Here is a 21,854-nt window from a genome sequence, read left to right on the forward strand (position 1 = left end):
GCACGCTCAGCCCTGCCCGTTCCGCGCCCGGTCTTCCGCCTGCGCGGCCAGGATCTCGCGGACCTTTTCTACCATGTCTTTTTCCGCGACGGCATATTGTGCCGAGCGGGCCTCGCGCCAGGCGGTGTTGTCGGTGATTTCGCCCGACAGGCGTTTGCCCTCGATCAGGTCCTTGATCTGAACCTCGCCGGCTGCGCGCTCGTCGCCACCCTGAATAATGGCGATGGGGGAGCCGCGGCGGTCGGCGTATTTCAGCTGGTCGCCGAAATTCTTCTTCTGGCCCTGGTACATTTCGGCGCGGATGCCCGCATTCCGCAGGTCCTGCGTCAGCTTCTGGTATCGCCCGAGGCTTTCCGTGTCGCGGTCCATGACGCAGACGACAACAGGGGCGATCACCTCGTCCTGCCCTAGCTTGCCGAGGTTCTTCAAGGCCGTCATCAGGCGCGAGACGCCGATGGAAAAGCCTGTGGCCGGCACCGGTTGGCCCATGAAGCGCGATACGAGACCATCATACCGCCCACCTCCGCCGACCGAGCCGAAGACGACCTTTTCGCCTTTTTCGTTGGTGACGGCAAACTGGAGTTCGGCTTCGTAAACGGGACCGGTGTAATATTCGAGGCCACGGACGACGGAGGGATCTATGCGAATATTGCCCTCGTCATAGCCGGCGGCTTTGCACAAACTCCAAATCTGCTCCAGTTCCTCCACGCCTTTGAATTCGAGCGAGAAATTGGAAACGACATTCTTCAAAGCAATAAATACGAACTCAGCTCGAATTCTCTCCTGCTCTCGCAAAGAAATCGAATTTGCGCTTTTGGTTTGAATATCGACCAAAGTGCTCTTCAGTTGTTCTTCAATTCTGAGCAAGCTAAGCACAGTTTCTATGCTCTTATGATCTAGTCCAGCACCCTTTGTTACGTCACCGCTTTCATCCTTGCGGCCCTCGCCAAGCAACTGCCGAACTCCATCAACGCCGAACTTATCGAACTTGTCCATTGCCCGCAGTACCGTGAGCCGACGCCCAGTATTCTCCTCACCACCAAGCCCGATCGCTTCCAGCACCCCATCCAGAACCTTCCGGTTGTTCACCCGGATCACATAATCCCCGCGCGCGATGCCGAGCGCTTCCATCGTATCGGCCATCATCATGCACATTTCGGCATCGGCCTGGACGCCAGCGGCGCCGACCGTGTCGGCGTCGAACTGCATGAACTGGCGGAAGCGGCCGGGGCCGGGTTTTTCGTTGCGGAAAACATAGCCGGCGCGGTAGGTGCGGTAGGGCAGCTGGATGTCATTGAAGTTTTCGGCGACATGGCGGGCGAGCGGAGCGGTCAGGTCATAGCGCGCGCTCATCCACTGCTCGTCATCGTCCTGCAGCGAAAACACGCCCTCGTTCGGGCGGTCGCTGTCGGGCAGGAACTTGCCGAGCGCATCGGTATATTCGAACAGTGGCGTCTCAACCGGATCGAAACCGTAGCGCTCGTAGACCTCGCGGATTTTCGCGGTCATCTCGTTGACGGCGCGGATATCGGCAGCCGAGCGATCGACGAAGCCGCGCGGCAGGCGGGCTTTCAGCTTTTGCGGTTTTTTCTTTTTGTCGTTCATGGAAAATGTCCGGACTTTAAGGCGCTGATCGGCCAGCATCGATTGGCGCTTTCCCTAGCCGATCAGGGCTGGTGCGGCAAGTGTCGCAAGCCCTCGAACCGGCCTAATGCGGCCGCGACAGCGCATCCCAGTTATAGACCACGGCCCCCACCATCATCGGCGCTTGCGCGACAGGAAGGAGCAGCGAGCGTGTATCGCAGCGAATGGCGCCGCGGATTTCGGACTGGAAGGTCATCGTCTTTTTCTGCACGAAACCCTCCGGAATGCTGGTCATCGACAGGGCAGCGCCGCTGTAGAAATCGACGCTGGCGATCTCTCCGGCCTTCATGCTCGAAACCATTGCCGGATTTTCAATATAGTCGTTATAAATGCCAGTCATGAAGCCGCGGATGCTGTGGCCGACCACGGCGCGCATTTGTGGCGTCTCAATATATTCGCCATGCGAGCCTGCGAGATAGCGAATGTCTTCTCCTCCCAGAGATTACGGCTGTCGCGTGCGCTCATCACGGCGCGGATCAGCGCTTTTTCCGTATGGGCATCGGCGCGGCGCAGGAAATCGACGATGGCGCCGATGGCCCGCAGATCCGGCGTGGCGACACCTCGCTCCCAGCGCGAAACGGTCGGCACGGAGAAGCCCAGCTTCCAGGCAATATCCGCCTGGCTGAGCCCGACCTTCAGCCGGTAGGTCTGCAACTGTCGGATGAGTTGGCTCTGCGGCACGGCAAGCAGCGTCATAGCGCACACAAATCACAACTAAATAGAGATTCGTATTTCATAACACCCGCAAAAGTAAAGTAAACGATCAGCGGGTGGCGTTCCCGCATTGACATTTGTGCTTTAGAATCCACGTGCATTCAATCGTATTTCCCGCGAAACGCAATCTCCACCCGACAGTAGATCAGGCCTTTTGAAGGTCCGGGTGAAGAATTTTTCGACGTTTTGCAGGAAATGTGGCCGGGATTGCTGCATTACAAAGAAGAAGGGGGCCGTGTTATCTCCACGCAGGACGCACATTGGAACACGGATTTCAGCGCCCTGGGCTTCATGATGCCCGGATACGCCGCCATCCAGGCCGAGGAAACACGCGCCCATGAACACTGGACGCAGGCGCTGGTCCAGGGCCGGCACCTCATGGAAAGCTGGACCTGCGACCTCTCGACCGGTCTCTTTGCAATCGGTGACAAGGCGCGGGCGCGCCATGGGCTGGGACCGAATGCTCGAGGTCTGCTCGACCTCGTGCGCAGCTATGCCAGGGAAGACCGGCAGACGGTCCTGAATGTCCTGGAAGAGGCCACCGCCCGATCCTCCTCCTTCTGCTACTGCACGACGATCGTGCTCGGTGACGGCCCCGCAAGCCGCGTCTTCTGCGTCGGCTCGTCGGAGATCATCGGTGGCCGGGGCCGCCTGCAGGGCATCTACGCCTTTCCGCCGCTGAACGGCTGAGAAAACGACACATCATCTTCCTTTTGCCGCGCTTGCATCCTAGATTTTCATCATGCGAATGACGAGCCTTGCCCTTTTGATCTTTTGCGCCGTGATTAGCGGCTGGACAGCCGCGCTTGCCCAAATTCAGGCCCATGACCCACAGGGCCTCGTCCATTCCGGACATAATCAGCACCATAGGGCAGTTTCAGCCCATGACACTGTCGCCGATGACCCGGCTTGCACTGGGAACCATAGCGATTGCCGACACAGCAAGAGCGTTCATCCCATACTCTGCGCGGCCTGTTTCGCCGTCGAAACGCAAGCCTTGGGCATCACGCCGCCGCAGGTAGCACTTTCGTCGCCCGATATGCTGCCGCAGGCTGCGATGATCGCCACGGACCACAAACCCCGCTACCCGCCGCCCAAGAGGATCTTTCAAAACTGAAGGGAGCGGCGATCCGCTCCGGCAACCACAATCAGATTTGAGAGAAAACCAATGACATCAAAACGCACAATCATCACGCTTGCGCTCACACTTGCCGTTTCGCTGAGCGGACCACTGACAGCCAGGGCACAGGAAACCATGGATCACAGCACCATGGATCATGGGGCCATGGAAACCGCCAAGCCCAAGGGCGACACCGGCCCATCGAGCATGGCCTTCGCCCAGGCCAATGCGAAAATGCACGCCGGCATGGATATCGAATTTTCCGGCAACACAGACGTGGACTTCGTCCGCGGCATGATCGCCCATCACCAGGGCGCCATAGACATGGCGCGGATCGAACTCGAATACGGCAAGGACGAAACCCTGCGCAAACTGGCGCAAGACATCATCGCCGCCCAGGAGGTGGAAATCACCATGATGAAGGACTGGCTGGCGAAGAACGGCGGCTGATCAAACCGCCTGAAAAGACCATGCCGGCAGCACGCGCCGGCATGGTCGACGCGAAAAGCCACAGGACGTTGACGACAATCGGCGTCGGTCGCATACTGGTCCTCGTGAACGTGGGAGGACGTCATGAAGACTTTCAAGAATATCGCCGGTATCGTCGTCATACTGCTCGGCGCGCTGTGGATGCTGCAGGGTGCCAACATCATTGCTGGCATGGCCATGTCCGACAACAAGGAATGGCTGGTGATCGGCGCAATCCTGGCGGCTTTCGGCCTCGGGCTTCTCTACGAGAACAACAGGCCGACGACACGCATTCACTGAGCGGCGCAGGTTTGGCGCTCATGCGTCGCCCGAGGCACCGGCCCGGGACGACAGATCACGGCCGCACGAAGGCTGCCCTCAGGTTTTCTACCCTTTCGCGACAAAAACACCCCTCGATATGGTCGTTGACCAGACCCATGGCCTGCATGAAGGCATAAACGGTCGTCGGCCCGACAAAGGTCCAGCCGCGTTTCTTCAGGTCCTTGGAAATGCGGATCGAAACAGCTGTCGTCGGGTTGGCCGAGATCACCTCGCGGGTAATTATGGCCGGCCGTTCCGAGGGCTTCGGCTCGAAACTCCAGAAATAGCGGGCAAGTGAGCCGAACTCGGCCCTCGTCGCCTGTGCTCGCCTTGCATTGTTGATCGTCGAGACGATCTTGCCGCGATGCCGCACGATGCCCGCGTCGGCGAGGCAGCGGGCGATGTCGTCCTCGCCGAAGTCCGCCACGACATCATAGTCGAACCCGGCAAAGGCGGCGCGAAAGGCCTCCCGCTTGCGCAGGATCGTCAGCCAGGACAGTCCGGACTGGAAGCCCTCGAGGCAGATCTTCTCGAAAAGCCTGATGTCGTCTGCCATCGGCAGGCCCCATTCCTCGTCATGATAGCGGCGGTAATCGTCGAGATTGCCATGCCAGGCGCAGCGATCGCGCCCGTCGTCTCCGGTGATGATGCCATTCGCCGTCACGCTCTTCCCCTCGTTAATCAATCTTTTGCCGGCTTTACCATTCGCCAACCATAGTCGGAAAGACGGCGATAACCCTACCCAAAGCTTTATGCCGTCCAAGGCTGTTTAATGAATGGCCGTTTACCATTCGGTGTTGGCGCGGTGCCACGATCCAGGACAAGGCGCCGGTTTTCAAGGCGCTAAAATTTCCCGTCGAGCTTTCGTCTCCCCGCTTTTTCGGGGCGGGCGGAGCTTTGGCAAAGTCCCGTCGAAAGGTTGCGAGTCCGCCCGATGCTCAAGAAATCCATTCTCCTTGCCACATCCCTCCTCATGGCCTTGACCTCTGCTGCCGAAGCCCAGGATCGTTACCAGAACCGCCCGCCTGTTATCATCAGCCCGGATCTGACGGCCCCCTGGGTCATGCAGCTTGGCGGCTCGGTCGATCCGGTCGTCTATCGCCAGCAGGTTCCGCGCGCCACCCGAAAACAGCTGGTGCGCCAGCGGATCCTGCGCCAGCGCTCGGGCGTCACGCTGGTACAGCCGGCCTCCGTCGTTCGCGCGGAGCGGCCGGCGAAGAAGCCATTCGATCCACAATACCTGCCGCAGACCGTCGCCTATGAAACACGGGAAAAGCCCGGCACGATCGTAATCGATACCAACAACCGTTTCCTCTATCTCGTGACCGGCAATGGCGAGGCGCGGCGCTACGGCGTCGGCGTCGGCAAGCCGGGCTTCGAATGGGCCGGTGCCCACAAGATCACCCGCAAGGCGGAATGGCCGACCTGGACGCCGCCATCCGAAATGCGCGCCCGCGAAGCCGCAAAGGGCCATTTCCTGCCCGTCAGCATGACCGGCGGCCCGGAAAATCCGCTTGGCGCGCGCGCCATGTATCTCGGTAGCACGCTCTACCGGATCCACGGCACCAATGCGCCGTGGACCATCGGCTACGCCGTTTCCTCCGGCTGTATCCGCATGCGCAACGAGGATGTCGTCGACCTCTATGAGCGCGTCAAAGTTGGCACGAAGGTCATCGTCATCTGAAAATCGGGTGAAAATTGGGTGGCAAAGTGTTTTTCGGGCAACAGATGTTTCCCGGGTGACAGGGCAAGCGATCACATTTTGGCTATTGCGGGCGGCGTCGGGTTGCGCCGCCCGCAATATTGAATAGCCTTGCGCGCATGAGGGTTAAGAGGAATCGTCCATGAATTTTGCACTGAAAAGCGCGGCAGCTCTATTGCTTGCGGCTGCCACTATGCTGCCGGCACCAGGCGCATTCGCGTTTACATCGGCGGAACGGCCTGCCGCCCACGCCGGCAATACGGATGTCGTCCAGGTCGCCCAGCAGAAAAAGCCCGACCGGAAGTTCTGGCGCACCAAGGTTCGGCTGCAGACGAACGAGGAACCCGGCACGATCATCGTCGATACCAACAACAAGTATCTCTACTACGTGCAGGGCAAGGACCGGGCGGTACGCTACGGCATCGGCGTCGGCCGCGAAGGCTTCGGCTGGTCAGGCGTCGTCAAGATTGGCCGCAAGGCCGAATGGCCGAGCTGGACGCCGCCGGCCGAAATGCGCGCCCGCGAGCGCCGCAAGGGTCGCATCCTGCCGGTCGTGCAGGAAGGCGGCCCGGACAATCCGCTCGGCGCGCGCGCCATGTATCTCTACAAGGGCGGCCGCGACACGATCTTCCGCATCCACGGCACGAACCAGCCGTGGACCATCGGCCAGAACATGTCGTCCGGCTGCATCCGCATGATGAACCAGGATGTCGAGCATCTTTACGACCAGGCTGGCGTCGGCACCAAGGTCATCGTCGTTGGGCCCGGCAACAGGCAGGGCGAAGTCAGCTTCGACGATCGCGGCGTCGATTTCCTGCGCACGCTCTTCGGCGGCTAAGGCAATCGGGGCCACTATTAACGACGCCCGTGCATCAAACGATGCGCGGGCGTTTTTTGTTGTCCGAGTTTACCCTGCAGAACAGGTGACCGTGCCGGTCCGGACGAGTTGCTGATCCGGCGAGCCGGCCGGTGGCTCGGCGTGATAGAGGCTGAGCCGGTAGGTGCCGCCATAGGCCGTTTCGTCATCTTCGTCCCGTTTCGTTTCGATGACGAGATCGACGGATGCGAAAGGCCCCTCCCCGGTTTCCGCATAGATCCGCAGCTTCAACACGTCATCATAAAGCCAGTGATGCGGCAAATGCGTCGCATCGAGCGCAATCTTCTGCAGGTTTTTAGAGGCGAAGGCGTCGCGGATATTGATTGTGCCGCGGAAGTTCAGGAGCGCGTCGCCAAGACCATGGCTGAAGCCGCTCTCGACCCCCAGGGCAAGAACAGGGTCATCGATCTGGCAGGAGAAGCCGCCGGTGGCCAAAGCCGGGCCGCAGGACAACAAGGAGAAAGCGGCAGCCAAAGACACAAAGCGCATGCGGGTCTCCTGGGACGATCATCTGGGCGAAAGAGTTTTAAGGATGTGAACTTATTCCCTCCGGCGCCTTCCCGCCATAGGCCCAATCAAGCAGTTCCACCGTGTGCAGGATCGGGATTGCCGTGCCGGTGGCGATCTGGGTGATACAGCCGATATTGCCTGTGGCGATGACGTCCGCCTTGGTCGCCTCAATGTTCTTCACCTTGCGGGCCTTCAGCGTCGCCGAAATCTCCGGCTGCAGGATGTTGTAGGTGCCGGCCGAGCCGCAGCAGAGATGGCCTTCCGCCGGATCGCGCACGGTAAAGCCGGCCGCCTTCAACAAAAGCTTCGGGGCCATGACAATCTTCTGCCCATGCTGCATCGAACAGGCGGAGTGATAGGCGACCGTCACCCGCTTCGGCTCCAGCCGCGGCAGATCGAGCGTCGAGAGATATTCGGTGATGTCCTTTGCGAGTGCCGACACCCTGGCCGCCTTTGCCGCATATTCAGGATCAAGTCGCAGCATGTGGCCGTAATCCTTGATCGTCGTGCCGCAGCCGGACGCAGTGATGATGATGGCATCGAGCCCGCCGCCATCGATCGCTTTCATCCAGATATCGACATTGCGCCGCGCCGCCGCAAGCGCCTGCTCTTCCCGACCCATGTGATGGACGAGCGCGCCGCAACAGCCCTCGCCGGCTGGCACCTCGACCTCGATCCCAAGGCGCGTCAGAAGCCGGATCGTCGCCTCGTTGATACCGGGCCGCAGCACCGGCTGGGCGCAACCGGTTAAAAGGGCAACGCGACCGCGCTTCTCATTTTCAGCAGGACGTTTTCCGGCACGGGTCGAATCCGAGGCCGGTGCGGCTTTCTCTGGTGCCAGATCGAGCATGATGCCGAAGGTTTTCAAGAGCGGGATGCGCTTCATCATTCCGGCGAACGGCCGGCCGAGACGGGCGGCGGAAAGCGCCAGCCGGAACCGCGATGGATAGGGCAGAACCGCCGCCAGCACGGAGCGCACCAAACGATCCTTCAGGGGCCGGCGATAGGTGTTTTCGATGTGGATGCGGGCATGGTCGATCAGGTGCATGTAATCGACGCCGGAGGGACAGGTCGTCGTGCAGGCAAGGCAGGAGAGGCACCGGTCGATATGGGTGACGACCTCCTCATCGGCGGCGCGCCCGTTTTCCAGCATGTCCTTGATCAGGTAGATGCGGCCGCGCGGGCTGTCGAGCTCATTGCCGAGCGTCAAATAGGTGGGACAGGTGGCGGTGCAGAAGCCGCAATGCACGCATTTGCGCAGGATCGCCTCGGATTCGGCAACATGCGGATCGGCCAGTTGGGCGGCGGTGAAGGTGGTTTGCAATCGATGGCTCCTGGCTTTGCCGCAATGTTCAGCGAAAACTCGCGCTTTTGCTCGCTGCGATGATGTAGGCCTTGTCCGCATCCGGAACCGCGACTTTTGCAAGGACGGATTTTGCCAATGGGGTGACCGTCAGTTTATTGTCACGCCGCGATGGCGATAACGCCATGTAGCTCGCGACGCGCTGCATTTTCAGATACCCCTTCGCCAACAGAACCCGCATGTCGGCTGTCAAGGGCGGTGCGCCGCGGCGGCCGATGTGAAGCGAACCGTTACAGTCCTTATCGATCCACCACAGCATGGCCATCTGCCGCCGCGCCGCGCCGGGGCTACACAAGGGTTGGGGTGTCGGCATGCCCCAATAGGCTTTTCGATCCCGGGTTTCCGCGACCCTTTCCTTCCACATCCGTCGCCGTATCGTCGCTATGGAATCTCCCGCAACTCTTCCCATCAAGGTCTCCCCGCCATTCCCCTGGGTGTTGCATGAGAAACGAATATGCCTGCCGGATCGAATTTCGACTTGATCCGGGCGCTGAGCGCCGCAATCGCTTCCGGCTGCGGCTCAAGGACCGGTGTTGTCGCAAGGAGCGCCGGCGTGGCGCGCACCAGCGTCGCATGTCCGCCGCCAAAGGCCTTGATGAAATGGCGCATCAGGCCGGCTTCGGCGTCGGCCTCCATCCGCAGCCAGACGAGACCGCCCTGCCAGTCGTAAAAGGCATCGACGCCGGTTTCGAGCCGCAGCGCGGCGATGAGCTGATGCCCTGCAGTCGGCGCGACGGAGACACGCCAGAGCGGGCGCAGGGTCTGGTCCGCATAGGGATAAACGTCGCGGATTTCGCGCCAGAGCGTGTCCGTTGCCTCAGGATCAATCGTGGACACTGCGCCGAAGGAGGCCAGGGCGGCCCGCAGTTTTTCCGCGCGGACAGTAACCGATGCGGACAGGCCTTCCAGCCGAAGCACCGTCGCCGGCTCCGGAGGCAAGGCCCCGCCCAGAAAACGGCCACGCACGGTTTCCGGCAGATGGGCGGCACCCGAGACCTCGACGCTCATCGACAGGGCCGTGGCCATGGCGGCTGTTGCCTGCGCATCGTCGAGGCCCGAAATCACGATGGTCGCGGACGTCTCCGGCACCGGCAGCAGGCGGAAGGTGACCTCCGTCAGGAAGGCGAGGTTGCCGCGCGAGCCCGAGAGAACCTTGGCGAGGTCGAGGCCGGTGACGTTTTTCATCACTCGGCCGCCGGCCTTGATGATCTCGCCATTGCCGTTGACGAAGCGGACGCCGAGCAGGCTGTCACGCGCGGCGCCGGCCACGAAACGACGGGGGCCCGAGGCGTTGGTGGCAAAGACGCCGCCGATCGTCGTGTTTCCCGTCGTGCCGAGAACCGGGCGCAGATCAAGCGGCTCGAAGGCCAGCATCTGGCGCTTCTGCGCGAGCGCGTCTTGAATGTCGGCGAGCGGCGTGCCGGCCTTCGCGGTCATCGTCATCTCGGCCGGATTGTAGCTCACGATGCCGGAGAGCCGCGCAGAGGAGAGAACATCGTGCCCATCTTCATTTGTCGCCAGGCTGCGCGTGCCGCCGCCGCGAGATCATAAGTGGCGCACCGACGGTAGCGGCCGTGTGGACGATGCGCGCGGCGGCGTCTTCGGAGACAGGTTCGTGCAGGTCGCTCATGCGGCAGGGCGTCCTTCCAGCGGAAAGACCTTGGACGGGTTCATGATCCATTGCGGATCGAAGGCGGCGCGGACAGCCATCTGCTGGTCGAGATCCACCTTAGCGAACTGGTGCAGCATCAGGTCGCGCTTTTCGATGCCGACACCGTGTTCGCCGGTCAGGCAGCCGCCGGCATCGACGCAGAGTTTTAGGATCTCGTTGCCGGCCTCCTCTGCACGGGCGGCGTCTTCGGGATCGTTGATATTGTAGAGGATCAGCGGGTGCATGTTGCCGTCGCCGGCATGAAAGACATTGGCGACCCGCAGGCCAAGCCGCGCGACGATCTCGCCGGTTTTCTTCAGCACATAGGGCAACTGGCTGAGCGGCACCGTGCCATCCATGCAGATATAATCGGCGATGCGGCCGGTGGCGCCAAAGGCGGACTTGCGCCCCTTCCAGATCAGGGCGGCCTCGGTGGCGGATTGGGATTCCTTGATGGTCGACACACCGTGGCGGCGAGCGATCGCGATGATGCTGGCAAGCATGGCATCCATCTCGGCCTCCGATCCCTCCACCTCGACGATCAGCAGAGCCTCGACATCCATGGGATAGCCGGCATGGGCAAAGGCCTCGCAGATCTCGATCGCCGGTCTGTCCATGAACTCGATCGCGACCGGAATGATGCCCATGCCGATGATTTCGGCGACGCAGGTTCCCGCTTCCTCCGAGGACTGGAAGCCGAAAAGCACGGGCCGTGCGCCCTCGGGTTTGGCGATCAACCGTACCGTCGCCTCCGCGACGATGCCGAGCTGGCCTTCCGAGCCACAGATCAGGCCCAGTAGATCGTAGCCGGCGCTGTCCAGCGCCTTGCCGCCCAGGTCGATGATCGTGCCATCGAACATCACCATCTTGACGCCGAGCAGGTTGTTGGTCGTGACACCGTATTTCAGACAATGCGCCCCGCCGGAATTCATGCCGATATTGCCGCCGATTGTGCAGGCCAGCTGCGAGCTCGGATCGGGCGCGTAGAAATAGCCGTCGGCAGAAACGGCCTCGGAAATATTGAGATTGGTGACGCCGGCCTGCACCGTGGCGGTGCGGTTGGCATAATCGATATCGAGGATGCGCGACAGCTTCGACAGGCCGATGACCACGGCATCGGATTGCGGGATCGCGCCGCCGGAAAGGGATGTGCCCGCGCCGCGTGGCACGACGGGAATGCCGTAGCGGCTGCAATATTTCAGGACCGCTGCCACCTGCGCCGTGGTTTCCGGAAGTGCTACGGCCAGCGGCACATTGCGATAGGCGATGAAGGCATCGGTCTCGAACGGCACGAGGCCACGCGGCTCGCTGACCAGGCAACCCTTCGGCAAAAGATCCGCGAGATCGGACACGATGATATCGCGGCGATCGAGCACGGATTTTTTCGGCGGCAGAAATGCGATCTTGTCCGGCATGTTTTCTTTCCCGTCCGCTCAACTGGTATTTTTCTTTACCACTTCCACCGATCCACCGCAAATGTTAAACAGTTTTTCCTTTTGAGCAAGAATGGCCGGCATTGATGACGAATCTGGGCGATCTCGAGATTTTCGCACGTGTGGTCTCGACCGGCAGCATGTCGGCCGCAGGCCGGACGCTCGGTTTTTCGCCGGCCGTCATCTCCAAGCGGATCAAGCGGCTGGAAGACCGTCTCGGCACGCGGCTTTTGCAGCGCACGACCCGGCAGATTTCGCTGACGGAAGCCGGCCAGGGCTTTTATGACCGGGTGCTCGGTGTGCTCGCCGGCATCGAGGATGCCGAAGCCTTTGTTGCCGGACGTTCCGGCCAGGCGCAGGGAACGCTCAGGATTTCTGCATCCACCTCCTTCGGCCGCATGCACATCGCGCCGCACCTGACGAGGTTCATGACGGCGCATCCCGGCCTCACCCTCAACCTCGTGCTGTCGGATGCCTTTACCGATATCGTCGCCGAAGGCTTCGATCTGGCGATCCGCATCGGGAGCTTAAGCGATTCGAGCCTTGTGGCACGCAAGCTGGCGCCGGTGCGCCGCGTGCTTTGCGCATCAAAAGACTATGTCGAGCGTCATGGCATGCCGCGCACACTCGGCGATCTCGAACGCCATATCTGCCTGCCGGCGCACAACCACGAAAGCTGGAAACTCGAAGGGCCGGATGGTCCGGTCAGCTACCGCCCTGAGGGACCGCTGATCACCAATTCATCGGAGGTCATCCGCGAGGCGGTTCTGTCAGGCGCCGGCATCGCCTTGCGTTCCACCTGGGATATCGGGCCGGAACTGCGGGCGGGCAAGCTCGTTCAGATGCTGCCGGAATGGGAGGGGTCGCGCAACCTCACGGTTTCAGCGCTCTATCCCAGCCGCCAGTTCCTGCCCGCCAAGGTCCGGCTGTTCATCGACTATCTCGCAGACCTCTATGGTCCGGAACCCTATTGGGAACGGTAGGCTTTCAGGAAACCTGATTCCAGAAACCGAACCGGCGACCGTGTTTCTGTCGCAGGCTCTCGACATAGGCGCCATGGGTCATCTGGCCTGTCTCGGTCTGGAATTGACCGGCAAGATCGGTCAACCGCGCGAGGTAGGCGGCAGCATCCGCATAGGCTTCCGACAGGCCGGCTCTCAGGATATGGTCCAGCATCGCCCGGTAGAGAATGGTGGCCGCCGCCGGATGATCGGCCTCCAGTGCTTCTGCGGCCGGCGACAGCGCGTCGGAAAAGCGGCCGTCCCAGATATCGGCGCGGCGGGTGACATAGCGGGCCGCAAGATCAAGCCTTGGCCATTCCAGGTAGAAGGCAAGCGCTGCATTCACATCCGGGTGGCGCTCGATGAAGGCGAACGCCTTGTCCAGCGCTTCGAATTCCTCAAAATCGCCGGCCTTGGCGATGTACTCACGCAGCATGCCGGCATCCAGCCGTTCCTCGAAAACCGCCCAGCGCACCGCCTGCGAGGCCGTGCGGTCCTTGACGCCATCGAGAATGGCCGCCTCCAGCCGCCTGGCATCCGGCGGTACCGGAATGGAGCCGGCATAGAGTTCCGCGCGCCTGGCAAAACCGAGACGGGCCTTGCGCGGACGGCGCACCCAGACGAGGGCTTCGGCAAACCGGCCGGCTTCGTAAAGGCGGGCGGCCAGCAGTTTCGGCTCGCGCAATTCCTCCGGCAGGCTCTCCTCGATGGCGATATGGCTATCGACATCGTTCCTCGCATCGGCAATGGCGCGGCGGACAAAGACGAAGGCCGGGAGATAGGGGCTGCCGGCGGGGACTTTCTTGCCGGCCAGCATCTCGTCCCAGGCCTTCAGCACATCGTCGGACAAGCCAGCGGCAATGCGCATGGCAAGCAAGGTATCGAAGCCGTAGTAGTCCGCGCCCTTCAGCCGCGGCGTCAAAAGGGCCGTGATGCGGGCGGCATCCTCTGGCTTCAGTGCCTTGGCCAAGTCGCCCGCGGCCTCGCAAGCCTGCCCGTAGATCTTGGCGATCCGCCCGCTGGCATCATTGGCTCGGTCAGTGATGGTCTCGTAGCCGAAAACGAAACGGGCGAGCCGCTCCAGCGCCATGCTAGGGGCGACCGGGCCGAACTCCTTGACGATGGTCGCCAACAGGCTTTCGAGTTCCTTGCCGAATAGCCGTTCCCTTTGGCCCTTGATGCGGGTGCGCGCCTTTTCCAGCGTATCGAGGCGACTGTCGACCAGTTTCGCCACCGCATCGCCGCCGCTGATGCCGGCCAGTGCAGCGCTCACGCGCTTCTTGAAGGCGACGTTCAGCGCGGACTCGTCGAGCGCGATATCGATCAACCTTTCGAGGCCGAGGACTGTCAGGCCCGCCTTATCAAGTTTAGGTTTTTTCGCTGCTTTTGCCATGGACTTAAACTGCGCAAATCCGAGCAGAAAACAAGAAGCCTAGCCATATGCTCACTTCACTTTGTCCACAGGGCTTTGCCGGTCTTCATCCTCGTGATGGCGGCGGATGGAGCGCACGACAAGCCAGATCACCAGAATGGCGACCGGCACGAAAAAGCCGGTCAGGACGCTCGACTTGATCGGCAGGCCTTCGCTTTCCACTGCTTTTGCCAGATAGCCGAACAGGCCGACGACATAATAGGAGATTGCCGCCACAGACAGGCCTTCGACCGTCTGCTGCAGGCGAAGCTGCAGCTTGGCACGGCGGTCCATGGAATTGAGGAGCACACTGTTTTGCCGTTCCAGCTCGACATCGACCCAGCTGCGCAGAAGCGACGTCGCCCTTGCCAGCTTGCGTGAGAGGTTGGCCTGTCGTTCCTCGATCGATTGGCAGGTGCGCATGGCCGGGGCCAGTCGGCGTTCAAGGAAGGTGCCCATGGATTCATAACCCGGCATGCCGGTCTCGGCGAGCGTGCGGATGCGCTCCTGCACGATGCCGTAATAGGCGCGGCTGGCGCCGAACCGGTAGAGACTGAGCGCTGCACCCGCCTCAAGCTCGGCGGCGAGACGGGTAATTTCCGCCAGCATATCGTCGGCTTCATCGCGCACATTGCCGCGCATGCGCTGCGTCACTGCAGTCAGCCCGTCCTCGATCCGGCGGATATCGGGTGACAGGGATTGAGCCAGCGGCAGGCCGATCATCGCCAGCGTCCGGTAGGTCTCGATATCGAGCAGGCGCTGCACCAGCGCACCGGTGCCGGCTTCCGTCATGCCGCGATCAAGCACAAGGATCTGGGTCAGACCGTCACCGTTCTGGCGAAAGTCGGTGAGGATCGTCGCCTGGCCGTTCTTTATCTCGCTGTGACAGAGGCTGGTCGGATCGAACAGCGCAATCGCCGCGCGGGTTTCCGGCGTATCCGGGCGAATTTCGAGGCGGATGCCTGATATTAGCGAGCCGGGTGGCGAAAAGCCGTCGCCAAAAGGATGGATCGCGACTTCGCCGCCAAACTGCTCGGGCGCTGCCGCATCCCAGAAATAGGTCGAAAATTCCGTGTGCCGCTCCCAGCGCAGCGTGCCCTGCCCCCAAGGCATGGCGTGATGATTGGCCTCCCGGACCGGAGGGGAAATGCCGCGGGCCCGCGAAAGTTCTGATAGAACCGCATGATCGACGATCGATCCGCCATCCGTCATGAAGGCAAGCTGGAAGATGACGCGCGGCGACGTGACCAGCGCATAGGGTCGCGCATGGATTTCACCCAGCGCCTGCGCCCTTACGGGTGCGGCCGGAAATGCAAAACTGCCTTTTGCCATGAAGCGATCGTCCCCTCTCACGCGTCAATCCAGTTCCTCTTATCAAGAGAAAACCACAAAAGGAAACGACGCTTTGACGCAGCTCACTATAATCTCAAGCCGCAAGATACGAACAACTGGATAATATAATTGACCAATTTTCCCCGGAACTCTAAATTGTCCATCAAGGAGACACAGCCTTGATGGACGATCCGATCGATCTTTACGCCCGCATTCGCCACAGCCGGACCGCCGACGAGGTGATCAATCAGATCGAGCTTCTGGTGCTGGAGGAATCTTACGCGATGGCGACCGGCTGCCGGGCGAGCGCGACCTGTCGAAGCGTTTCGACGTTTCGCGGCCGATCCTGCGGGAAGCCTTGAAGGAGCTGGAAAACCGCGGACTTCTCATCAGCCATCATGGTGGCGGAACCTTTGTTGCAGACGTCATCGGGCAAATCTTTTCAAAGCCGGTGATCGAACTGATCGCCCGCCATCCGCAGGCGACGCAGGATTACCTCGAATATCGCCGCGAACTCGAGGGGCTGACCGCCGAACTCGCCGCCCGGCGGGCGACGGCATTTGATCGGGATATCCTGACGCGGATCATGACGCAGATGCGCGCCGCCCACGGCAATGGCCCCTTCGAAACCGAACTGGCGGCGGATATCGACCTGCACAATGCGATTGGCGAGAGTGCCCACAACATCATCCTGCTGCACACGCTGCGGGCCTGTTACCGGCTGCTGAGCAACGGCATCTTCTTCCATCGCTCCATCGTCTTTTCAGCCCCCGGCGCCAGCGACAAACTGCTTGCCCAGCACGAGGCAATTTTCGACGCGATCATGGCCGCCGACCCTGAGCGCGCCCGCGCCGCCGCGCAGGCACATATCGACTTCATCATCACCGCGACGCGCGAAGCTGAACGATCAGGAGAATGGACGCGGATTTCGCAGTTGCGCATTCAGCAACGCGACCAGCAGGGCGCTCCACAGACCGCAAAGCCTCTGCCCGATGAAACAAAAACGTCCTGATCGGCTCGCCAGCGCCGCATGCGGCGCAAATACGATTTCGAATGGCGCATTCGACACACTGCGGTCACGCATTCCGCCTAAATTGCTTCGATAGCCTTTGCGTTGCCCTTTTTCAGGGGCCGCAGCGCCCTATATCTACTTCACGACATCTGTGCGTTTACAGCCCTGCCAAAGCGGGCATAGTGAAGCAATATTGCAGATGCGTGATTCTCTACAATTTTGAAAGGATGCCCGAACGTTGAAAATCTTGAATCGTATTGCCGATGACGTGCGCCTGATGTTCCGCCGGCCTGTCCGGGTGCAGTGCGCCGCCTTGTGCTATCGGTTCAAGAAGAAGAGCGCGCAGCCGGAGATGCTCGTCATCACCAGCCGCGATACCGGGCGCTGGGTCATTCCGAAGGGCTGGCCGATGGAAGGAAAGACGCTCAATCAGGTCGCGGCGCGCGAAGCCTACGAGGAGGCGGGCGTCAAGGGTGAGCCCGGCGCTGACACCATCGGTTTCTATACCTACGAAAAAGGCATGGACCACGGGATGAAGATTCCCTGCCGGGTGCAGGTCTATCCGGTCGTCGTCTTCGACATGGCCAAGCGGTTCCCGGAAAAAGGCAGCCGCACGATCGAATGGGTCAGTTTCGAGGAAGGCTCGGCGCGGGTCGCCGAGCCTTTGCTGAAAGACCTGATCCTGGCGTTCGAGAAACGCCTGCTTTCGACCATGAACGCGGACGCGCTGGCCGCCGCACAAAAAACAGCCTGACACAGGAAACCCGCAATCACGACAGGGCGGCGCGAGCTTCGCCGGCTAAACTTTGTCGTCGCCATCGCGGAATATCTTGAAATCGGACATGGTTTCGGGCCAAGAATCGGACAAGAGATCACAACGCGTCTAGGGGACCTTACACATCAGGAAATGTGCGGCGCCTGAAGGCGTATGGCACATCGATTGGAGACGAAACGGTGGGAAAACCAGTTCCCTATCTGGAAAAACCGACCCTCGATAAGGATTTGGACAAGGTAACCTTCACCGAGGAAGCCTCCCACTATGTGCTGAAGCCCTGGGCCGGCCTCGGGCTTGGGCTGCTGTTCGTCTGCCTCAGCATGCTGTTTGCCGCTGCTTACGTTTCCGAACAGCCGGCCTTTCTCATGGTCATCGCCGCGGCAGCGCTTGCCGGCTACATGGCCATGAACATCGGCGCCAATGATGTAACCAACAATGTCGGTGCGGCGGTGGGCTCAAGGGCCATCACCATGACCACGGCGCTGGTCATCGCAGCAGTTTTCGAGGTTGCCGGCGCCGTCTTTGCCGGCGGGCGGGTGGTCTCGACCATCGAAGCCGGCATTATCGATACTGCTCTCATGCCGACAGGCCCCGCCTTTGCCTGGGTGATGATGGCAGCGCTGCTTTCGGCCGCCGTCTGGATCAATATCGCCACCTGGTCCGGGGCGCCAATCTCGACGACGCACTCGATCATCGGCGGCATCCTCGGCGCCGGCATCGCCGCTGCCGGTTTTTCAGCGGTTCAGTGGTGGGCACTGGCGGGGATCACCGCAAGCTGGGTGGCTTCGCCCCTGCTTGGCGGCGGGATCGCCGCTGCACTGCTTGCCTTCATCAAGATCTTCATCATCTATCGCGAAGACAAGATTACCGGCGCCGTCTTCTGGATGCCGATCCTGATCTCGGTCATGACCGGCGCCTTCGCCGCCTATTTTGCTCTGGTCGGCCTTGAAAAGATCATCGATCTGGATGTCTCGAACGGCCTTGCCATCGGCCTTGGCGTGGCATTCCTCACCATCCTGGTCAGCCGTCCCTGGATCATGCGCCAGGCGCGCGATCTGGACGATCGCAACCAGTCGCTGCGCAAGCTTTTCCGGGTCCCGCTGATCCTGTCTGCCGCCCTGCTCTCCTTTGCCCACGGCGCCAATGACGTTTCCAATGTCGTCGGGCCGCTCTCGGCCATCGTCACCCATGTCAACGGACTGGCAGTGAGCGACACCAGCGAAGTTCCCCTGTGGGTGATGCTGATCGGGGCGCTCGGCATTTCCTGCGGGTTGTTGCTGTTCGGCCCGAAACTCATCAGGGTCGTGGGAGAGGAGATCACCAAGCTCAATCCGATGCGCGCCTTCTGCGTGGCGCTGGCCACCGCCATCACCGTGCTGATCGCGACCGCGCTCGGGCTGCCTGTATCGACGACCCATACCGCCGTCGGCGCCGTCTTCGGTATCGGCTTCTTCCGCGAGTGGTTCACCCGCAACTCCAAGCGCCGGCTTGAATATGTGCGCAACAAGACAGGCCAGACGGATTTCCAGCGCCGGGTCGAGCAAAGCCCGGACGAGCGGCACCTGCGCCAGCTCGTACGCCGTTCGCATTTCATGACGATCATCGCCGCATGGGTGATCACCGTTCCGATATCGGCCTTGCTTTCGGCCGGTGTTTACGCCTTATTCGCGGCGATTTTCATCTGACCATCCTTCACGGAAGGAAAAACCATGCGCGCCAATTTCCGAATGCAGCGCCTTTTCGTCGATGCGCCGCTGTCAGCGGGTATCGCCCATGAGGTCGGCAAGGAACAGTTCAACTACCTCATCAACGTGCTGCGCTACGGCGACGGCAGCGAGGTCCTCGTCTTCAATGGACGGGACGGCGAATGGCGCGCGACGCTGTCCCTGCCGACAAAGAAGCGGCTGTTTCTAACCCCGTCGAGCAGACCCGCCCGCAGCCGAAACCATGCGATCTGCACTATCTGTTTGCTCCGCTGAAGGTCGGTCGGCTCGACTATCTCGTCCAGAAGGCGGTCGAGATGGGCGCCGGCCTGCTGCAGCCGGTGATGACCCAGCATGTGCAGGGCAAGATCACCAGCATGGAGCGCCTGCAGGCCAATGTCATCGAGGCGGCCGAACAATGCGGCGTGCTCGGTATTCCGCAGGTGGAAGCGCCCAAGCGACTTGCCGACGTTCTCGACACCTGGCCTGGAGAGCGGCGGATCATCTTTTGCGACGAAGGCGATTCCGGGCAGAATCCGCTGCCGATCCTTGCAGAGATCAAGGAAAGCAAACTGGCCCTGCTGATCGGGCCTGAAGGCGGGTTTTCGGACGAAGAACGCACGCGGCTGCGCAGCCTCGATTTCGTCACTGCCATTCCGCTGGGACCACGCATCCTGCGGGCCGATACGGCGGCTGTCGCGGCCATGGCCGTCATTCAGGCCGCAATCGGCGACTGGCGATAGATCGCTGCCTTATTGTGAAATCCATGTGTTGAAAATTTGAACCGGGCTTGAAACAATTTCACTTGCACCACACTTCAATCCGGTTCAAGCACCCTCCTCATGGTCTGTTTTCCTGCGGGCCGATCCATTCAAAAGAAGACGCCCATGGCCAGAGATACCACCGACCAGACACCGGTCACCTCGCTTGCTGACCTGACCGAATATCTGGCTGAGGGCAACAAGCCGAAGGACAGGTTCCGCATCGGGACGGAGCACGAGAAGTTCGCCTTCTTCAAGGCGGACAACAGCCCGGTTCCCTATTTCGGCGAGGCCAGCATCTCGGCCCTTTTGAACGGCATGGCGCAGAAAAGCGGCTGGGAGCCGATCATCGACGCCGGCAACATCATCGGTCTTGCCGAACATTCCGGACAGGGCGCCATCTCGCTGGAGCCGGGCGGACAGTTTGAACTTTCCGGCGCGCCGCTCGAAAACCTGCATCAAACCTGCAAGGAATCCAATCGGCATCTGGCCGATCTGCGCGAGATCGCCGAACCGCTCGGCATCCGCTTTCTCGGCATCGGCGGCTCGCCGAAATGGACGCTCGCCGAAACACCGCGCATGCCAAAATCCCGCTATGACATCATGAGCCGCTACATGCCGAAGGTCGGCACCCAGGGCCTCGACATGATGTACCGCACCTGCACGATTCAGGTGAACCTCGACTTCTCCTCGGAAGAGGACATGCGCCGCAAGATGCAGGTGTCCCTGAAGCTGCAACCGCTGTCGACGGCGCTGTTTGCAAGCTCGCCCTTTACCGATGGCAAGCCGAACGGCCTGCTCTCCTGGCGCGGCGATATCTGGCGCGATACCGACAACCAGCGCGCCGGCGTGTTGCCTGCCATCTTCAACGCCGATTTCGGCTTCGAGGACTACGTCAAATGGGCGCTCGACGTGCCGATGTATTTCGTCGTGCGCGACGGCAAGTACCACGACTGCACCCATGTCACCTTCCGCCAGTTTATGAACGGCGCGCTGAAGGGCGAGCTTGCCGACTGGGAACCCAATATGGGCGACTGGACCAACCATCTCTCGACGCTGTTTCCCGATGTCCGCCTGAAGCGATTCCTCGAAATGCGCGGCGCCGATGGCGGCCCGTGGCGCCGGATCTGTGCGCTTCCCGCCTTCTGGGTAGGCCTGCTCTATGACGACGCGGCGCTGGATGCTGCCGAGGCCCTGACGCGCGACTGGACCTACGAGGAAACGCTCGCCATGCGCAACGCCGTACCGGTGCAAGGGCTTAGCGCCACGCACCGCGGTATCTCGCTGTTCGACATCGCCCGCGAAGTGATCAACATTTCGCGTCTCGGCCTGAAGAACCGCAACCGGCTGAACGGCGACGAAGTGGATGAGAGCATCTTCCTTGCGCCGCTGGACGAGGTGTTGGCCAAGAAGGCAACGCTCGCCGAAGACTTGCTGGCCCGCTACAACGGCCGCTGGAACGGCTCGGTCGAACCGGTCTTCGCTGACTATCAATATTGAAGGCTGGAGCGTCTAGAACCGTTTCTTCAGGAAATAGCGAGGAATGGCGTTTGGCCCGCCCTCAAGCGCGCCAAACACCTCGTAGCCGAGCTTTTCGTAGAAGGGCTTGGCCTGAAACTCGAACGTATCGAGCCAGACGCCGATATAGCCGCGCGCACGGGCAATCGTCTCGGCTTCGTGGATGAGGCGGCTTCCGAGCCCCTGACCGCGATACTGATCCGGGATTGCCAGATACTTTACGAAGGCCCAGCCGAAACCGTCCATTCCATAGAGCCCGCCCATGACTTCAAGCGTGTCGGGATCGCGGAGCAGGACGGCAAAATCCGTCTTGTCCATAGTCGGGCCGATATGGCCGGCGGCGTGCTTCTGGAGGACAGACACGATCGCCGTGCCGTCTTCCGGGCTGGCGTTTTCAAGGATGACGTCGATGATCGGAGGCTTCATTCAAATCCGCTTTTGATTCAGACTTGATCGACGATAGGCAATCATCTGGACCTTGTGGAGTGAGAAAATGCGCTCGGTCCCTAAAAGGCTTTATGCGGCTCACAGAAAGCAG

Annotated in this window: 20 protein-coding genes and 3 pseudogenes; 11 read left to right on the forward strand and 12 right to left on the reverse strand. The window is 61.1% G+C overall.

The genetic code is table 11. The features are described from left to right. Positions 1-6: 6 nt before the first annotated feature. The 3 genes from hisS to P6U16_RS06300 form a co-directional block, all read right to left on the reverse strand. Positions 7-1,605 carry a histidine--tRNA ligase gene (gene hisS / locus P6U16_RS06290; RefSeq protein WP_277703041.1) on the reverse strand — a complete coding sequence of 533 codons (1,599 nt, stop codon included), beginning with the start codon at positions 1,603-1,605 and terminating at the stop codon, positions 7-9. A 103-nt stretch (positions 1,606-1,708) separates the two neighbouring features. Further along, complete coding sequence (locus tag P6U16_RS06295; protein ID WP_277703042.1) at positions 1,709-1,984, reverse strand: hypothetical protein; 276 nt, start codon at positions 1,982-1,984, stop codon at positions 1,709-1,711. Continuing rightward, positions 1,981-2,340: a helix-turn-helix transcriptional regulator gene (locus tag P6U16_RS06300; RefSeq protein ID WP_277703043.1), complete on the reverse strand. Its 360-nt coding sequence runs from the start codon at positions 2,338-2,340 to the stop codon at positions 1,981-1,983. The genes P6U16_RS06295 and P6U16_RS06300 overlap by 4 nt, the downstream gene beginning before the upstream one ends. 225 nt (positions 2,341-2,565) lie before the next feature. Here P6U16_RS06300 and P6U16_RS06305 point away from each other — a divergent pair, with 225 nt between their 5' ends. The 3 genes from P6U16_RS06305 (at position 2,566) to P6U16_RS06315 (ending at position 4,246) form a co-directional block, all read left to right on the forward strand. After that, positions 2,566-3,048: a hypothetical protein gene (locus tag P6U16_RS06305; RefSeq protein WP_277703044.1), complete on the forward strand. Its 483-nt coding sequence runs from the start codon at positions 2,566-2,568 to the stop codon at positions 3,046-3,048. A gap of 565 nt (positions 3,049-3,613) precedes the next feature. After that, positions 3,614-3,928 (forward strand): DUF305 domain-containing protein, encoded by a 315-nt coding sequence (locus P6U16_RS06310; RefSeq protein WP_277703768.1) that lies wholly within the window; start codon positions 3,614-3,616, stop codon positions 3,926-3,928. A gap of 123 nt (positions 3,929-4,051) precedes the next feature. Continuing rightward, positions 4,052-4,246: a hypothetical protein gene (locus P6U16_RS06315; RefSeq protein WP_277703045.1), complete on the forward strand. Its 195-nt coding sequence runs from the start codon at positions 4,052-4,054 to the stop codon at positions 4,244-4,246. Between the two features lie 55 nt (positions 4,247-4,301). Here the strand turns inward: P6U16_RS06315 and P6U16_RS06320 are convergent, their stop codons facing one another. Continuing rightward, on the reverse strand, positions 4,302-4,931 hold the full coding sequence (locus P6U16_RS06320; RefSeq protein ID WP_277703046.1) for a DNA-3-methyladenine glycosylase I: 630 nt from the start codon (positions 4,929-4,931) through the stop codon (positions 4,302-4,304). Between the two features lie 270 nt (positions 4,932-5,201). Here P6U16_RS06320 and P6U16_RS06325 point away from each other — a divergent pair, with 270 nt between their 5' ends. Then, on the forward strand, positions 5,202-5,951 hold the full coding sequence (locus P6U16_RS06325) for a L,D-transpeptidase (RefSeq protein WP_277703047.1): 750 nt from the start codon (positions 5,202-5,204) through the stop codon (positions 5,949-5,951). 160 nt (positions 5,952-6,111) lie between these two features. Continuing rightward, positions 6,112-6,807: a L,D-transpeptidase gene (locus P6U16_RS06330; RefSeq protein WP_277703048.1), complete on the forward strand. Its 696-nt coding sequence runs from the start codon at positions 6,112-6,114 to the stop codon at positions 6,805-6,807. Positions 6,808-6,876: 69 nt separating this feature from the next. Here the strand turns inward: P6U16_RS06330 and P6U16_RS06335 are convergent, their stop codons facing one another. From P6U16_RS06335 to P6U16_RS06355, 5 genes and pseudogenes are all read right to left on the reverse strand, one after another. Beyond that, positions 6,877-7,335: a hypothetical protein gene (locus P6U16_RS06335; protein WP_277703049.1), complete on the reverse strand. Its 459-nt coding sequence runs from the start codon at positions 7,333-7,335 to the stop codon at positions 6,877-6,879. Between the two features lie 37 nt (positions 7,336-7,372). Continuing rightward, positions 7,373-8,680, reverse strand: a complete 1,308-nt coding sequence (gene glcF / locus P6U16_RS06340) for a glycolate oxidase subunit GlcF (RefSeq protein WP_277703050.1) — start codon at positions 8,678-8,680, stop codon at positions 7,373-7,375. A gap of 28 nt (positions 8,681-8,708) precedes the next feature. Continuing rightward, a complete protein-coding gene (locus tag P6U16_RS06345; protein ID WP_277703051.1) occupies positions 8,709-8,984 on the reverse strand; it encodes a hypothetical protein in 276 nt (91 codons plus the stop codon). Between the two features lie 143 nt (positions 8,985-9,127). Continuing rightward, positions 9,128-10,349 (reverse strand): annotated as a pseudogene (locus P6U16_RS06350) (FAD-binding protein). After that, on the reverse strand, positions 10,346-11,785 hold the full coding sequence (locus tag P6U16_RS06355; protein ID WP_277703052.1) for an FAD-linked oxidase C-terminal domain-containing protein: 1,440 nt from the start codon (positions 11,783-11,785) through the stop codon (positions 10,346-10,348). The pseudogene P6U16_RS06350 and the gene P6U16_RS06355 overlap by 4 nt, the downstream one beginning before the upstream one ends. Before the next feature lie 104 nt (positions 11,786-11,889). Here P6U16_RS06355 and P6U16_RS06360 point away from each other — a divergent pair, with 104 nt between their 5' ends. Further along, positions 11,890-12,786: a LysR family transcriptional regulator gene (locus P6U16_RS06360; RefSeq protein WP_277703053.1), complete on the forward strand. Its 897-nt coding sequence runs from the start codon at positions 11,890-11,892 to the stop codon at positions 12,784-12,786. A 4-nt stretch (positions 12,787-12,790) separates the two neighbouring features. On the opposite strand, the gene P6U16_RS06365 is transcribed toward P6U16_RS06360, so the two are convergent. Both P6U16_RS06365 and P6U16_RS06370 read right to left on the reverse strand, forming a co-directional pair. Next, positions 12,791-14,197 (reverse strand): DUF6880 family protein, encoded by a 1,407-nt coding sequence (locus P6U16_RS06365; protein ID WP_277703054.1) that lies wholly within the window; start codon positions 14,195-14,197, stop codon positions 12,791-12,793. A 51-nt stretch (positions 14,198-14,248) separates the two neighbouring features. Continuing rightward, positions 14,249-15,547, reverse strand: coding sequence for a DUF3422 family protein (locus tag P6U16_RS06370; protein ID WP_277703769.1), 1,299 nt, complete (start codon positions 15,545-15,547; stop codon positions 14,249-14,251). A gap of 182 nt (positions 15,548-15,729) precedes the next feature. Here P6U16_RS06370 and P6U16_RS06375 point away from each other — a divergent pair. The 5 genes and pseudogenes from P6U16_RS06375 (at position 15,730) to P6U16_RS06395 (ending at position 21,298) form a co-directional block, all read left to right on the forward strand. After that, positions 15,730-16,559, forward strand: a pseudogene (locus P6U16_RS06375) (FadR/GntR family transcriptional regulator). 238 nt (positions 16,560-16,797) lie between these two features. After that, on the forward strand, positions 16,798-17,313 hold the full coding sequence (locus tag P6U16_RS06380) for an NUDIX hydrolase (protein WP_277703055.1): 516 nt from the start codon (positions 16,798-16,800) through the stop codon (positions 17,311-17,313). A 200-nt stretch (positions 17,314-17,513) separates the two neighbouring features. Then, entirely contained in the window at positions 17,514-19,019 is a 1,506-nt protein-coding gene (locus P6U16_RS06385; protein WP_277703056.1) for an inorganic phosphate transporter, read from the forward strand. Between the two features lie 24 nt (positions 19,020-19,043). Then, a pseudogene (locus P6U16_RS06390) lies at positions 19,044-19,780 on the forward strand (16S rRNA (uracil(1498)-N(3))-methyltransferase). Between the two features lie 144 nt (positions 19,781-19,924). Beyond that, positions 19,925-21,298 (forward strand): glutamate--cysteine ligase, encoded by a 1,374-nt coding sequence (locus tag P6U16_RS06395; RefSeq protein ID WP_277703057.1) that lies wholly within the window; start codon positions 19,925-19,927, stop codon positions 21,296-21,298. Positions 21,299-21,310: 12 nt separating this feature from the next. On the opposite strand, the gene P6U16_RS06400 is transcribed toward P6U16_RS06395, so the two are convergent. Further along, positions 21,311-21,742, reverse strand: coding sequence for a GNAT family N-acetyltransferase (locus tag P6U16_RS06400; protein WP_277703058.1), 432 nt, complete (start codon positions 21,740-21,742; stop codon positions 21,311-21,313). Between the last annotated feature and the right edge of the window lie 112 nt (positions 21,743-21,854).

Origin of the sequence: Rhizobium sp. 32-5/1 (assembly GCF_029537235.1) — a bacterium.
In the GTDB taxonomy this organism is placed as follows: Bacteria; Pseudomonadota; Alphaproteobacteria; order Rhizobiales; family Rhizobiaceae; genus Pararhizobium.

Bases quoted from the DNA above. Each gene is read 5' to 3' on its own strand.
- hisS (WP_277703041.1), bottom strand. From the start codon at position 1,605: ATGAACGACAAAAAGAAAAAACCGCAAAAGCTGAAAGCCCGCCTGCCG.
- P6U16_RS06295 (WP_277703042.1), bottom strand. From the start codon at position 1,984: ATGACTGGCATTTATAACGACTATATTGAAAATCCGGCAATGGTTTCG.
- P6U16_RS06300 (WP_277703043.1), bottom strand. From the start codon at position 2,340: ATGACGCTGCTTGCCGTGCCGCAGAGCCAACTCATCCGACAGTTGCAG.
- P6U16_RS06310 (WP_277703768.1), top strand. From the start codon at position 3,614: ATGGATCACAGCACCATGGATCATGGGGCCATGGAAACCGCCAAGCCC.
- P6U16_RS06315 (WP_277703045.1), top strand. From the start codon at position 4,052: ATGAAGACTTTCAAGAATATCGCCGGTATCGTCGTCATACTGCTCGGC.
- P6U16_RS06325 (WP_277703047.1), top strand. From the start codon at position 5,202: ATGCTCAAGAAATCCATTCTCCTTGCCACATCCCTCCTCATGGCCTTG.
- P6U16_RS06330 (WP_277703048.1), top strand. From the start codon at position 6,112: ATGAATTTTGCACTGAAAAGCGCGGCAGCTCTATTGCTTGCGGCTGCC.
- P6U16_RS06335 (WP_277703049.1), bottom strand. From the start codon at position 7,335: ATGCGCTTTGTGTCTTTGGCTGCCGCTTTCTCCTTGTTGTCCTGCGGC.
- P6U16_RS06345 (WP_277703051.1), bottom strand. From the start codon at position 8,984: ATGGCCATGCTGTGGTGGATCGATAAGGACTGTAACGGTTCGCTTCAC.
- P6U16_RS06355 (WP_277703052.1), bottom strand. From the start codon at position 11,785: ATGCCGGACAAGATCGCATTTCTGCCGCCGAAAAAATCCGTGCTCGAT.
- P6U16_RS06360 (WP_277703053.1), top strand. From the start codon at position 11,890: ATGACGAATCTGGGCGATCTCGAGATTTTCGCACGTGTGGTCTCGACC.
- P6U16_RS06365 (WP_277703054.1), bottom strand. From the start codon at position 14,197: ATGGCAAAAGCAGCGAAAAAACCTAAACTTGATAAGGCGGGCCTGACA.
- P6U16_RS06370 (WP_277703769.1), bottom strand. From the start codon at position 15,547: ATGGCAAAAGGCAGTTTTGCATTTCCGGCCGCACCCGTAAGGGCGCAG.
- P6U16_RS06395 (WP_277703057.1), top strand. From the start codon at position 19,925: ATGGCCAGAGATACCACCGACCAGACACCGGTCACCTCGCTTGCTGAC.
- P6U16_RS06400 (WP_277703058.1), bottom strand. From the start codon at position 21,742: ATGAAGCCTCCGATCATCGACGTCATCCTTGAAAACGCCAGCCCGGAA.